At 33.0% G+C, this 13,426-nt stretch carries 12 protein-coding genes; 9 read left to right on the forward strand and 3 right to left on the reverse strand.

Annotation, left to right across the window (positions count from 1 at the left end):
- Nucleotides 1-15: 15 nt before the first annotated feature.
- Nucleotides 16-579 (reverse strand): phosphoribosylglycinamide formyltransferase, encoded by a 564-nt coding sequence (gene purN, locus OZP09_RS13585; protein ID WP_281309529.1) that lies wholly within the window; start codon nucleotides 577-579, stop codon nucleotides 16-18.
- Nucleotides 580-754: 175 nt separating this feature from the next.
- On the opposite strand from purN, the gene OZP09_RS13590 reads away from it, so the two are divergent.
- The 5 genes from OZP09_RS13590 (at nucleotide 755) to pyk (ending at nucleotide 5,228) form a co-directional block, all read left to right on the forward strand.
- Nucleotides 755-991, forward strand: coding sequence for an acyl carrier protein (locus OZP09_RS13590; RefSeq protein WP_007137004.1), 237 nt, complete (start codon nucleotides 755-757; stop codon nucleotides 989-991).
- Between the two features lie 181 nt (nucleotides 992-1,172).
- On the forward strand, nucleotides 1,173-2,426 hold the full coding sequence (gene fabF / locus OZP09_RS13595; RefSeq protein ID WP_025571040.1) for a beta-ketoacyl-ACP synthase II: 1,254 nt from the start codon (nucleotides 1,173-1,175) through the stop codon (nucleotides 2,424-2,426).
- A 9-nt stretch (nucleotides 2,427-2,435) separates the two neighbouring features.
- Complete coding sequence (rnc, locus tag OZP09_RS13600) at nucleotides 2,436-3,176, forward strand: ribonuclease III (RefSeq protein WP_025571042.1); 741 nt, start codon at nucleotides 2,436-2,438, stop codon at nucleotides 3,174-3,176.
- Between the two features lie 125 nt (nucleotides 3,177-3,301).
- A complete protein-coding gene (locus tag OZP09_RS13605) occupies nucleotides 3,302-3,790 on the forward strand; it encodes an IPExxxVDY family protein (RefSeq protein ID WP_269234279.1) in 489 nt (162 codons plus the stop codon).
- A gap of 4 nt (nucleotides 3,791-3,794) precedes the next feature.
- Nucleotides 3,795-5,228 (forward strand): pyruvate kinase, encoded by a 1,434-nt coding sequence (gene pyk, locus OZP09_RS13610; RefSeq protein WP_269234280.1) that lies wholly within the window; start codon nucleotides 3,795-3,797, stop codon nucleotides 5,226-5,228.
- A gap of 145 nt (nucleotides 5,229-5,373) precedes the next feature.
- Here the strand turns inward: pyk and OZP09_RS13615 are convergent, their stop codons facing one another.
- Both OZP09_RS13615 and OZP09_RS13620 read right to left on the reverse strand, forming a co-directional pair.
- On the reverse strand, nucleotides 5,374-6,234 hold the full coding sequence (locus tag OZP09_RS13615) for a CPBP family intramembrane glutamic endopeptidase (protein ID WP_269234281.1): 861 nt from the start codon (nucleotides 6,232-6,234) through the stop codon (nucleotides 5,374-5,376).
- A 76-nt stretch (nucleotides 6,235-6,310) separates the two neighbouring features.
- Entirely contained in the window at nucleotides 6,311-7,108 is a 798-nt protein-coding gene (locus tag OZP09_RS13620; protein ID WP_269234282.1) for a helix-turn-helix transcriptional regulator, read from the reverse strand.
- A gap of 243 nt (nucleotides 7,109-7,351) precedes the next feature.
- Between OZP09_RS13620 and OZP09_RS13625 the strand changes: the two genes are divergently transcribed.
- The 4 genes from OZP09_RS13625 to OZP09_RS13640 all read left to right on the forward strand — a co-directional run bounded on the left by OZP09_RS13625 (nucleotide 7,352) and on the right by OZP09_RS13640 (nucleotide 13,198).
- Nucleotides 7,352-8,548: a C1 family peptidase gene (locus OZP09_RS13625; protein WP_269234283.1), complete on the forward strand. Its 1,197-nt coding sequence runs from the start codon at nucleotides 7,352-7,354 to the stop codon at nucleotides 8,546-8,548.
- A gap of 158 nt (nucleotides 8,549-8,706) precedes the next feature.
- Nucleotides 8,707-9,432 carry a metallophosphoesterase family protein gene (locus OZP09_RS13630; protein WP_269234284.1) on the forward strand — a complete coding sequence of 242 codons (726 nt, stop codon included), beginning with the start codon at nucleotides 8,707-8,709 and terminating at the stop codon, nucleotides 9,430-9,432.
- Between the two features lie 42 nt (nucleotides 9,433-9,474).
- On the forward strand, nucleotides 9,475-9,999 hold the full coding sequence (locus tag OZP09_RS13635; protein WP_269234286.1) for a DUF6646 family protein: 525 nt from the start codon (nucleotides 9,475-9,477) through the stop codon (nucleotides 9,997-9,999).
- A gap of 430 nt (nucleotides 10,000-10,429) precedes the next feature.
- A complete protein-coding gene (locus OZP09_RS13640) occupies nucleotides 10,430-13,198 on the forward strand; it encodes a pectate lyase family protein (RefSeq protein ID WP_281309530.1) in 2,769 nt (922 codons plus the stop codon).
- The last annotated feature ends 228 nt before the right edge of the window (nucleotides 13,199-13,426 follow it).

Below are 13,426 nucleotides of genomic sequence, written 5' to 3' on the forward strand. Positions count from 1 at the left end.
ACAATCTAAAACAATTTATTGTTCTAATATGGTCTGAATAATTCCCGGAAAATGTTTTTGCTCCAGTTCATGAATCTTCTCTGCAACGGTTTCTGCAGTGTCTTCGTCTGTTAAAGCCACATTTGCCTGAAAGATAATAGCCCCTTCATCGTAATGCTCATTTACATAATGAATTGATATTCCGGTTTCTTTTTCCTTATTATTAACTATCGCCCTGTGTATATGCATCCCGTACATGCCTTTGCCTCCGTAATTGGGTAAAAGTGCAGGATGTATATTGATTATTTTATGAGGGTATTGTTCAATTATATTTTCAGGGAATTTGAGTAAAAAACCAGCCAGGACGATCAAATCCGGATCGATTTTTTGTATTTTTTGTAAGATATTATGTTCTAAAAGTTCGTTTTTTGAGAAGATTTCGACTGGAATTTGATGTTTTTCTGCCCTTTCAATGACTTTTGCATTGGCGTTATTTGTAAAGATGGAAACAACTCTTGCGATTTCGGTTTTTTTAAAGTATGTAATAATATTTTCTGCGTTACTTCCTGAACCTGAAGCAAAAACGATAATTTTTTTCATAATCAAATTTATTTTGAGAATGCAAAAAACGGAATAAAAAATCAAAATAAATAGTATTGAAACACCTTTCTTGAAATTAATTTTATAAATTAGTAACACATTTATTAACTAAATAGTTGTTTTAAAATAAAGTTTTTTATTTTTGCCAACAAATTAAATTCTAAAATTAAAGATTATGTCAGACATTGCATCAAGAGTAAAAGCGATTATCGTAGACAAATTAGGTGTTGACGAAAACGAAGTTGTAACAGAAGCAAGCTTCACTAATGATTTAGGAGCTGACTCATTAGACACTGTTGAGCTTATTATGGAATTCGAAAAAGAATTTGATATTCAAATTCCAGACGATCAAGCAGAAAACATTGCTACTGTTGGTCAAGCTATTTCTTATATCGAGGAAGCTAAAAAATAATAATATCACACCCGATTCTGATTTAATTAGAATTCGGGTGTTATTATTTTAAAAAAAATTAAAATTTCGATTGATTTTCAATCCAAAAGATATATTTATATTGTAATTCCCATGGCTCTTAAGTAACAATACAGTTAAGAAATCATGGGTTTTATTTGTTTAAGATACAAAACACATATTTATGGCATTAAAGCGAGTTGTTGTAACAGGATTAGGTGCTCTTACTCCTATCGGAAATAATATCCAGGAGTATTGGGATGCACTTATTAATGGAGTTAGCGGTGCTGCCCCAATAACGTATTACGATACAGAGAAACATAAAACTAAGTTTGCCTGTGAAGTAAAAAACTTCAATATTGAGGATTATATGGACCGTAAAGAATCTCGTAGATTAGATAAATTTGCTCAGTATGCAATTGCTGCGAGTGATGAAGCTATTAAAGATGCGGGATTAACAGACGAAAATATCGACAAACAAAGAGTAGGAGTTATCTGGGGAGCAGGAATTGGAGGTTTAGAAACTTTCCAGGATGAAGTAATGTACTATGCAAAAGGTGACGGAACTCCAAAATTCAATCCTTTCTTTATTCCTAAAATGATCGCTGATATTGCACCGGCACATATTTCTATGCGTAATGGTTATATGGGACCTAATTATACTACCGTTTCGGCTTGTGCTTCTTCTGCAAATGCTTTAATTGATGCTTTCAACTATATTCGTTTAGGGATGTGTGATGTTATTGTATCCGGTGGTTCTGAAGCCGCAGTTACAATTGCTGGTATGGGAGGTTTTAGTTCAATGCATGCTCTTTCAACAAGAAACGAAAGTCCGGAAACAGCTTCAAGACCTTTTGATGCCACAAGAGATGGTTTTGTTTTAGGTGAAGGCGCAGGAGCTTTGGTTCTTGAAGAATATGAACATGCAAAAGCCAGAGGAGCAAAAATTTATTGCGAAATTGGCGGCGGCGGAATGTCATCTGATGCTTACCATTTAACAGCTCCACATCCGGAGGGAATTGGTGTTATTGCAGTAATGAAAAATACTTTAAGAGATGCCGGAATGAACCCTGAAGATGTTGATCATATCAACACACACGGAACTTCAACTCCTCTTGGTGACGTAGCTGAGTTAAAAGCTATTAGTAATGTTTTTGGTGAACATGCTAAAAATATCAATATAAATTCAACAAAATCAATGACAGGACATTTACTTGGTGCTGCAGGGGCTATCGAAGCTATTGCTTCTATTTTAGCAATGAAACACAGTATTGTCCCTCCAACAATAAATCATACTGTGGTGGATGAAAACATTGATCCATCATTAAATCTTACCTTAAATAAGCCTCAAAAAAGAGAAGTAAATGTTGCTATGAGTAATACTTTTGGTTTTGGAGGACATAATGCCTGTGTATTGTTTAAAAAATTAGCTGACTAATTTCTGTATATGAATATTATCAAAAAAATATTTTCAAAATCCCGTTCTCAAGAAGACGGGATTTTTTTTGACACTATTCAGAAAATTCTTGGTTTTCAGCCAGTTTCGCTTGGATTTTACAGAAAAGCTTTTACGCATCGCTCTTCTAATAAATTGGATGAATCAGGAAATCCAATTAATTATGAGCGACTTGAGTTTCTGGGAGATGCTATGTTGAGCTCGGTCATAGCTGCGCATTTGTATAATAAAGCGCCTAACGGAGATGAGGGTTATTTAACCAAAATGCGCTCTAAAATTGTGAGCAGGGAACACTTAAACGAATTAGGTAAAGATTTAAATTTAGTACGATTTGTAGAGAGTAAAGTACCTATCCAGCATTTTGGTGAAAATATTCATGGAAATATTTTCGAAGCACTTATAGGTGCAATTTATTTAGATCGTGGATATTCTTTTTGTGAAAAATTTATTCAAAACAGGGTGATTATACCGTATGTCGATATTGCCCGGCTTGAAGGAAAAGTAATCAGTTATAAAAGTTTGGTTATTGAATGGTGTCAGAAGGAAAAGAAAGTCTTTCATTATGATATTTTTGAAGATAACGGCATTGACGGGCAACGCTTATTTGGGGTTAAATTAAGCATAGACGATAAAATTATTGCAAGGGCACGAGCTACTTCGAAAAAGAAGGCAGAAGAGAAAGCATCACAAAGGGCTTATTTTGCATTTCAGGAAAAAATGGATAAGAAATAATGCAAAAAGTAGTGTAATATTCTTAATGCTATAACGTTTTCGTTTATAAATTAATAAAAACATACTGTAGTTAACTATTTAAGCTACGATAGAAATAGTATATTTACAGCTTGATATTTCATGACATGGCTGTTCATAGATTGGATTTAGACGAATTTGACGAGATTGATTATTATTTAATGGCAATCCATACTTCTTTAGAAGATTATAGATTAGCCTATTTTATAAATAAAAAACTTCCGATAAACTTAAGTAAGAGCAAAAACGAGATTCATGCTCAGACTAAGGAAGGTGAGACAAATTTTTCAAGATTCTATTACTATGATACCGAGAAAGCCATTTCGTGGAACTTGATTCAGAATAAAAATGAAATCATTTCTGTGAGTAAAAATGATTTTCAGAATTTGTTTTCTAATGAAAATAGTGAGATTTCAACAACAATTCATTTACTTCCTGAATTCAAAAAAGTAGATTTTTTCCTGAAAATCGATAATAGCGGTGAGGCTATAAACTTTTCAGAAATACAGCAAAAGCTAAATACAATTGAGAGTATCGCGGCTATTTATGCTGTAGATATCAATAAAATAAAATCAAAAAACAATTTAATTTTTTAAAGAAATGCTTACAAACAAAAAAACCAAAATTGTAGCTACACTTGGGCCTGCATGTAGTACGAGAGAGATCATTAAAGACATGATCGATGCAGGGGTTAATGTATTTAGAATCAATTTTTCGCATGCTGACTATGAAGGAGTAAAAGAGAAAATAAATATTATTAGAGGACTAAACGAAGAATTTGGTTACACTACAGCAATTCTAGGGGATTTGCAAGGGCCAAAACTTAGAGTTGGTGTAATGGAAGAAGGGACTGTAGTTAATGATGGTGATTTAATCACTTTTACAACTGCTGAAGATATTGTCGGAAATGCAAAAAAGGCATTCATGAAATATCAAAATTTCCCAAATGATGTAAATGTTGGCGAGCGAATTTTACTTGATGATGGTAAATTGATTTTTGAAATTGTTTCAACAGATAAAAAAACTGAAGTTGTTGCAAAGGTAATTCAGGGTGGGGAATTGAAATCTAAAAAAGGAGTGAATCTTCCAAACACTAAAATTTCATTACCAGCTTTAACTGAAAAAGATATTGCAGATGCCATTTTTGCTATTGAGCAAAAAGTAGACTGGATAGCACTTTCGTTTGTGAAAACACCTCGTGATTTGCAAGACTTACAGGAGTTAATTGCAAAACATTCGGAAGTTAAAATTCCAATTATTGCTAAAATTGAAATGCCGGAAGCTCTTGAGAATATGGATAGAATTGTAGCTTATTGCGATGGTTTGATGGTAGCTCGTGGGGATTTAGGAGTTGAACTTCCTGCTCATGAAGTGCCATTAGTTCAAAAAGACTTAATTCGCAGAGCAAAAACTGCCAGAATTCCTGTTATCGTTGCTACGCAAATGATGGAAACAATGATTACAAGTCTAACTCCAACAAGAGCTGAAGTTAATGACGTTGCGAATTCAGTAATGGACGGAGCTGATGCTGTGATGTTATCTGGAGAAACTGCTACTGGAAATTATCCGGTACAGGTAATTCAGAGAATGACGCAGATTTGTGAAGCTGTTGAAGATTCTCCGCTTATCCATGTACCTCAAAATACACCTCAAATCAAAACAAAACGTTTTATTACTAAAACAATTTGTCAACAGGCGGCTATGATGGCCAACACAATTCAGGCAAAAGCAATCTGTACACTTACAAATAGCGGTTATACTGCTTTCCAAATTTCTGCCTGGAGACCATCCTCTGCACATATACTGGTATTTACTTCAAACAAAAGGATTTTAACGCAATTAAATTTATTATGGGGAGTTAAATCATTCTTCTATGATAATGAAAGCAGTACTGATGATACAGTAACTGATGTAAATAAAATTGCTGTAGAAAAAGGTTATGCTGTAAAAGGAGATTATTTAATTAATCTTGCTGCAATGCCAATTAAAGACAAAGGAATGGTAAATACCATGAGAGTTTCTGAAATAGAATAGTTTTTAAAACACATATTTAAAAATCCACCTGATTACCGGTGGATTTTTTTATTTTTATAATTAATTGTATTGGTGTAGTCAAGGAAAAACTCCCGACAAATAAAATTGATCGGGAGTTTTGATTTTTTGTTCAGATATATAAAGACTATCTTTTCCAGTATGGTTTAATGATTTTATTTTGTTTATGAATTAAAATTAAGAATAAAATTGTTGCGAGTCCGCAGAAAACAATAGCCTGGATTGATCCTTCGGGTCCAAATTCACCTCCAGTAATAATTTCAGGACCTTGTATTTTAGATTCCAATAAGCTGTTTGTTTTTTCATTCCCGGATGTAATGGCGCCAAAGATTCCAGATTGTGTAAAGTTCCATGCAAAGTGTATGGCAATTGGAAGCCATAAATTACGACTGTAAATAAAGGCAGCTCCAAATAAAAATCCTGCGGTGATTATGCATATTGTTGACAGTAAGGTACAGTGAGGATTTGCAAGGTGAAAAACACCGAACAGGACTGATGAGATAGTAAGAGCAATATAGCTTCCAAGTTTTTCTTCTAAAATTCTGAATATAATTCCACGAACCAATATTTCTTCAATAATAGCTACTGTAAACATAATGGTAAAAGGAATTATAATAAAGGAGACTGGATTGATATTCAAAATGGTATAATAACCATTTATATACATCACTAAAATAGTAAGCGATTGTAAAACAAAGCTTATTAAGATACCGAGAGATATATTTTTGATAATTCCCTTTGTAGCAAATTCAGTTATGATTCGTTTGTCATATTTTTTAAAAAATAATATGTAGCTAAAAACGCAGGCTGATGAAACTAAAAGCCCTTTGAGCAGGTTTCTGTAGTCTTTATCCAGAGGAGTTAAGACCAGTAATTTTGAAGCAATTTGCTGTCCAATTATAACAACTGTCATAAAAACAAGCAAAGCAAGCATTATCTTAGTAACTGGCGATTTAAATATTTTTTGTTTTGTAGTAAGGGTTTCCATTCAGATTGGTTTTAATATTAATTTGAGGCAAATGTAAATTGCAGCAAAACCAAAAAATAGAATGAAATTTGCCTTCTTATAATTTTTGAAATTGTTTTGGTAAAAAACCAGTTTGATTCTTGAAAGTTCTGATAAAATGACTTTGATCAGCAAAACCACATTCGAGACCAATTTCGGTTAAATTGCTATTACAGGACTGAATAAGAGAAATGGATCTTTCTATTTTAATACGTCGCATGTATTCACCCAGTGTACAGCCAAAATATTTCGGAAAGTGTTTCGATATTGTAATAGGATTAAGTTGTAGTACATGTGCCAAATCTTTCAGATTTGGGTTTTCATTCCAGCAGTCATTTAATAATTCATTTAAGCTTTTTACCCAATACGGACTCTTATCAAATCGTTCTAAATGATGATAGGTCTGGAATAATTGAGAAAAAAGCATCGTTATGTTGTCGCTTGAAAAAGTATCTGCAGTAAGTGTTTCTTTAAAAATTTTCAGAATTAAAAATTTTGTAAGTGCAGTATTTTTAACAGACTTTTCAATTATGGCTTCATTAATACGAAGTTCTTTTAAAATGTTTTCTTCGATTTCGATATTGATGTTTTTCGATGGAAAAAGTGTATTTTGATTTAGATGCAGTTCATCACTATGATAAAACAGCAATGAACCTGCACCTACTGTTTCACTAAAGTTTTTTCGTTTTTCCGTCGTTCCGCCTTTCAGAAAAAGTGTAATGTGAGCATTATTGTGTGAATGCCAGCCTTCGTAAACCTTATTTTGATATTCAGTTTCAACAACAGCAATCCCTTGATTGTTATTGAAGATGTTTTTGTTATTGCCTAAATATTTTTCTTTTTCGAGTTCGTACATTCGTCGATGGCTGATGTTATTTTAAGGCTTAAAAATACTATTTATTAAGTAAATAAAAATAGGTAATAAATTACACTTTCAATATCGAATACTTTTTGAATAATTTGTAAGTTTTGGATGCTTAACAAAAATATTGTGTAAATATTAACTGAAAAATAATAGTTTTTTTACTTATTATTTAATTGATTTGTAACAAAAATAAAATAAGGGTTACTAATTAGGTAACTATTAAATCATTTGATTATGTATAAATTTACAATGAAATCATTATTTGCTGCGTCTATTTTTTTGGCAGGTGTCAATGGATGTTTCGCACAAGACATTTTAGTAAATTCACTTAAGCTTAATGCAAGTGAAAAGAGCAAAGAAAACTTTAAATTCACTGAAGTAATTAATTTAGGAACTACTTCAGTAAAATTGCAGGGCTCTTCTGGAACCTGCTGGAGTTATTCTACAAATTCTTTTTTAGAGTCTGAAATGATTCGTTTAGGAAAACAGCCAGTTGAGTTGTCTCAGATTTTTTCAGCAAGAAATGTATATGTTGAAAAAGGAAAAAATTATGTACGCATGCACGGCGCTGTTACTTTAGGAGACGGAGGTTCTTTGCATGATGTAATTAATATGTATAAAAAATACGGAACAGTTCCGAGAGAAGTGTACACAGGATTAAATTACGGAACAGATAAAAATAAATTTGCTGAAATGGCAGCTCTTATTGAAGGGGTATTGACAGCAGTAGTTAAAAATCCAAATGGGGAACTGACTCCAAACTGGCAAAAAGCCTATGCATCTGTAATTGATTCTTATTTAGGAAAAGTTCCGGATAATTTTGACTATAAAGGAAAAAACTATACGCCACAAAGTTTTGCTAAAGAAGTTGTTGGAATTAATCCTGATGAGTATGTAGAAATGTCATCATTTACAACAGCTCCGTATTACCAAAAAACAGTATTAGCAGTACCTGATAACTGGTCATTTGATCAGGTTTATAATGTAAAAGTAAATGATATGACAGATGTTATTGATAATGCTTTGAAAAAAGGGTATACTGTAGCGTGGGCAACAGATGTGAGTGAGAAAAGCTTTAGCTGGAAAAATGGCGTTGCTTATGTTGCTACAAAAAAATATGATGATATGACGGCGGAAGAAAAGGCCGACATGTTCAACGGCCCAAAAGCTGAACCTGAAATTACTGCGGAAATGCGTCAGGCTGCTTTCGATAATTACCAGACTACAGATGATCACGGAATGCATATTATCGGTTTGGCAAAAGACCAGACAGGGAAAGAATATTATATTGTAAAAAATTCATGGGGAGAAACAAATGATTATAAAGGTTTCTTATTTGTAACTAAAAATTTTGTAAAATATAAAACAACAGCTTTAATGGTTAACAAAGGAGGAATTCCATCTGAGATTGCAAAAAAACTTGGAGTTTAATTTATTAAAAGTTTTAATTATCCTGACAATACTTAGACATTGCGTTTAAGATTTGTCGGGATTTTTGTTGTTAAATAGCAATATAAATTAGATTAATAAGTTACTTGTTTAAAGCGGTTCTTTCTATATTTTTGCAATTAAAGATTAAATGATTAAAAATGAGAACATTTGTTATAGGTGACATTCATGGTGGCTTACTCGCACTTGAGCAGGTGATGAAAAGAGCTGAAGTTACAGAGAAAGATACCTTAATATTTCTTGGGGATTACGTTGATGGTTGGAGCCAGTCGCCACAGGTAATTGATTATTTGATTGATCTTCAAAGTAAGCAAAATTGTATTTGCATCAGAGGGAATCACGATGAGCTCTTATTAGAGTGGCTTAAAAATGCAAAAAATAATGAGCTTTGGTATCAGCATGGTGGTGAGGCTACGGTTTTGGCTTATGAAAAATTAAATAAAGGCCAAAAACAAAAGCATATAAAATTTTTAGAATCACTAGAAGATTATCATCTTGATGAACAAAATCGTTTATTTGTTCATGCGGGTTTTACAAATTTAAACGGTGTTGGCTATGAATACTTCCCAACATTATTTTACTGGGACAGAACTTTATGGGAAACAGCTCTTTCTTTGGATCCAAATATGAAAAAAGACGATTTGTATTATCCAAAAAGGTTTACACTATACAAAGAAATTTTTATTGGGCATACACCTGTGAGTCGGATTGGTGAAACGGTTCCTGTCAATAGGGCTTGTGTTTGGAATATTGATACCGGAGCAGCTTTTAAAGGGCCTTTGACAATAATGAATGTTGATACAAAAGAGTTTTGGCAGAGCGAGCCTTTAAATAAGCTGTATTCTAATGAAAGGGGAAGAAATTAATTGTAAATTTCTATTTTTGCACTCAAAATATATTTTAAAATTATGAAAAAAGTTATCACACTATTATTTTTAGTATTGGTAGGAGTTGTACAGGCACAACAGGCATTTAAAGGAAAAGGAGATACAAAAATTAATGTTGGAGCGAATTTACAAAATGACGGATCCGGAATCCAAGGTTCCATTGATTTTGGTTTGGCAGAAAATTTTTCTTATGGTTTTGTAGCTTCCTATTTGTTAGGAGTAAATGAGTTTTCCGGATTTTATGGAACTACTCAATATGTAAATGAAAAGCCTGAGTTTAAAGATCGATTTGATGCCAAATTCAGAATAAACGCTAATATTGGGAATGTTTTAAATATTGATGAAAAATTAGATATTTATCCTGGTTTAAATTTGGGACTGAAAAATTTCGGAGGCCATGTTGGGGGACGATATTTTTTTACTGAAGGATTTGGAGTATTTACTGAATTAGGATTTCCAATTGCAAAATACAGTGATGATAATGATTTATTTGATCATTTAAACAATCAGGTTACTTTTAGCCTTGGTGCTTCATTTAATTTGTAGATACTAAATTAAACATAAAAGCGGTGGTTTTGAAAATTTCAAAACCGCCGCTTTTTATTTGGAAGGAATTTGAATCTTTTTTTAATTAAAATTGTAAAATGAACAGTTTAAAATTGGAAGAGCTTGTATGGTAAAAGTAAGAATATGCTTGTTGTTTAATTTCTTTGTTTGTGAAATGTGAATTTTAAAGTTTGAGATTAAATTAGTTTCTGGTTACGTTAGTGTTTTCAATTACTTGAGCGTTTTTCGAACCACAACGTTTTAGTTGTTTAAGTGATAATTTATTAACATGTATTTTTTGTTATATGTAATTTTTTGTTTAAATAATTTTTATATTAATAAAAAACATTTATTTTAGTGTAATCGATTACATCTTGACTTTCTATTATTTAAAATAAACTATCTAATCTATTTACTTTAAACCACAATTATGAAAAGAATTTTACTTTACATGGCTTTGCTATTCGTTTCTCTACAACTTCGAGCGCAAACCATTACAAAATCATCCGGATGGCTTGAATCTGCTTTTGTAGAATGGTCACCTGTTGCAGGAGCAGACAGTTATAATGTTTATTACACTGGTGGCGCAGAAACAAACAAAAAAATTGATGAACAGCTGATTCGCAGTTATGGTACTTATTTTCGTGCTGATGTTCCGGGTCTTGCAGCAGGATCTTATACGATTACTGTAAAACCCGTAATATCAAGTGTTGAAGGTGTTGGTACAACAACATCAGTTTTAACTGTTTTGGCTCAGGACCGTGCAGGCTTCGCTTTTCAGGGTGGTCGTATTCCAGGGGCTTATAATTTGAACGGTACATTGAAAAACAATACTATCGTTTTATATATTACACAAAACACCAAAAATACGATCTCTCTAGATGTTGTAACGGGTTCAAATGGTACAACCAAAACTAAATACACCGGTTTGCAAAGTATTTTGGATGGATATAAAAAGGGGAATGACACCCGCCCTCTAGCAATTCGGTTAATTGGAAATATTAGTGATTTAACTTATATGCTTAACGGAGATCTTGTTATTGAAAACAATCAAAATACCTTAAGTTCAATTACAATGGAGGGTATTGGAAATGATGCTGCTGCCAACGGTTGGGGACTTCGAATTAAAAATGCTTCTAATGTTGAAGTTCGTAACATTGGATTTATGTTAACTGATGCTGCTGAAGGGGATAATGTGGGATTGCAACAGGATAATGATCACATTTGGGTTCATAATTGTGATATGTTTTATGGAGCAGCAGGTGGTGATGCAGATCAGGCAAAGGGTGACGGTGCATTAGATGCTAAAAGATCTACCTACATTACATTTTCATATAACCATTTTTGGGATTCTGGAAAATCTAATCTATTAGGATTAAAAGAAGGGGCTTCTATGGCTGGATTATACATAACTTATCATCACAATTGGTATGACCATTCTGATTCGCGTCATCCTCGTGTAAGATATTATTCTGCTCATGTTTACAACAACTATTACGATGGGAATTCAAAATATGGAGCCGGATCAACTTTGGGTTCGTCAGTATTTATGGAGTCAAATTTTTTCCGTAATTGTAAATATCCTATGCTTACTTCTCAACAAGGTACCGATAAATATGGGGGGGCTGAAGGTACTTTCTCCGGAGAGGCAGGAGGAACAATAAAAGCTTTTAATAATGTCATGAGTGGGCAAACCCGTTATGTGACTTATGACGCAATTAGTAATCCAATAGAATTTGATGCAATTGAAGTTATAGACAAATCGCTTCCTATAAGTAATAGTATTAAGTCGAAATTAGGTGCAAATGCTTACAATAATTTTGATATCGATCCTCTGATCATGTATCCTTATATAGCAGATAGTCCCGCAGATGCAAAAGCAAATGTGATGACGTACGCTGGACGCATTGAAGGTGGAGATTTGAAATGGACTTTTAACAATGTTATTGATGATATGTCATCAGATGTAAATGTAGCATTAAAAACAGCGCTTACAGATTATACGACAAAAATGCTGTCTGTACAGGGTGAAACTGTAGTTCCAGGAAACCAAACATTAGTGGTAACTACAGCTAATAATGATCAAAGTGTTTCTAGTGGAAATGCAATTACTAATATCGTATTTACTTGGGGGGGAGATGCTACTGATGCTACTGTAACAGGATTACCAAATGGAATTATTGCTACAAAAAAGACTACTACAAAAACATTAACTCTTTCAGGAACGCCAACTGAAACAATGGATTATACGGTTACCACTACTGGAAGTATTGGTTCAGCAGCTTCTATTTCCGGAACGATTACAATGTTGCCTCCAAGTAGCCAGGTGCTTACTTCTACAAGTAAAAAGGACCAGACAATAACTTTGGGTGCAGCTATTGCTCCAATTGTATTTACCTGGAGTGGTGATGCAGAAGATGCAGAAGTTGGTACCTTACCAGCAGGTCTTGGATCAGTAAAGGATATATCTGCAAAAACAATTACAATTTCTGGTACTCCAACAGCGACAGGTTCGGTTACTTTTACGGTAACTACTTCGGGTAGTACAGGTACTCCGGTTGCTGTATCCGGGACAATTGTTGTTAATGCGGTTCCTGCGGGTGATCAAATACATAATTTTACAGCAACGTATACTTTATCAAATAATTTTTATGCTATTACAGGAAATTTATCTGATAGTAAAGGTACTGTTTCTTATAATGGACTTACATTAACAAAGGGTTTAAAAATAGAATCAAAAGACGGGACTGTCAGTTATACTACAACCCAACCAAGCACTTTGACTTTGGTTTTTGCAGAAGCTACGGCAAAGATTAAAATTGACGATGTGTCTAGAACAGCTTCTTCAGGAATTATTTCTTTAACTCTTGCTGCAGGAAATCATACACTTAGCAGGGATTCTGGAACTACAACATTGTACTATATTAAGACTTCTTATCCAACATTAGGTTTAGGAGATAATATTCAGGCTTCAAAATTAACGGTACATCCAAACCCTGTATCAGATCAATTGTTTATTTCTTCTAAAGATCAAAAAGTAGAAATCGTTGTAATATATAGCTTAACAGGAACTGTGGTGAAAAGCATTTCAAATTTAGCTGAAGAAACCGTTAATGTTAGTGATTTAGCTACAGGGAATTATGTTGTAAAAGTAACTACAGATCAAGGCATTGCTACCAGAAAGATTGTCAAAAAATAATTAAAAATTAAGTTTCGTTAATTCATGAAAAGGCTTCCAGATGGAAGTCTTTTTTTGTTGCTATGTTTTTTAAAAAGGCACAAGTTGATTTTTTTTAATTGATTTACAGCTTGTTGGTTTTTAAATAGTAAATTTTTTCTTACTACATTTTAAATATTTAACATTTTTAAATTTATAAAACAAAAAACGTAATTAACCTTCTTATTTGTTAAATCACATTTTTGAAAT

The organism is Flavobacterium flavigenum (assembly GCF_027111255.2).
Lineage (GTDB): Bacteria > Bacteroidota > Bacteroidia > Flavobacteriales > Flavobacteriaceae > Flavobacterium > Flavobacterium flavigenum.

Bases quoted from the DNA above. Each gene is read 5' to 3' on its own strand.
- purN (WP_281309529.1), bottom strand. From the start codon at position 579: ATGAAAAAAATTATCGTTTTTGCTTCAGGTTCAGGAAGTAACGCAGAA.
- OZP09_RS13590 (WP_007137004.1), top strand. From the start codon at position 755: ATGTCAGACATTGCATCAAGAGTAAAAGCGATTATCGTAGACAAATTA.
- fabF (WP_025571040.1), top strand. From the start codon at position 1,173: ATGGCATTAAAGCGAGTTGTTGTAACAGGATTAGGTGCTCTTACTCCT.
- rnc (WP_025571042.1), top strand. From the start codon at position 2,436: ATGAATATTATCAAAAAAATATTTTCAAAATCCCGTTCTCAAGAAGAC.
- OZP09_RS13605 (WP_269234279.1), top strand. From the start codon at position 3,302: ATGGCTGTTCATAGATTGGATTTAGACGAATTTGACGAGATTGATTAT.
- pyk (WP_269234280.1), top strand. From the start codon at position 3,795: ATGCTTACAAACAAAAAAACCAAAATTGTAGCTACACTTGGGCCTGCA.
- OZP09_RS13615 (WP_269234281.1), bottom strand. From the start codon at position 6,234: ATGGAAACCCTTACTACAAAACAAAAAATATTTAAATCGCCAGTTACT.
- OZP09_RS13620 (WP_269234282.1), bottom strand. From the start codon at position 7,108: ATGTACGAACTCGAAAAAGAAAAATATTTAGGCAATAACAAAAACATC.
- OZP09_RS13625 (WP_269234283.1), top strand. From the start codon at position 7,352: ATGTATAAATTTACAATGAAATCATTATTTGCTGCGTCTATTTTTTTG.
- OZP09_RS13630 (WP_269234284.1), top strand. From the start codon at position 8,707: ATGAGAACATTTGTTATAGGTGACATTCATGGTGGCTTACTCGCACTT.
- OZP09_RS13635 (WP_269234286.1), top strand. From the start codon at position 9,475: ATGAAAAAAGTTATCACACTATTATTTTTAGTATTGGTAGGAGTTGTA.
- OZP09_RS13640 (WP_281309530.1), top strand. From the start codon at position 10,430: ATGAAAAGAATTTTACTTTACATGGCTTTGCTATTCGTTTCTCTACAA.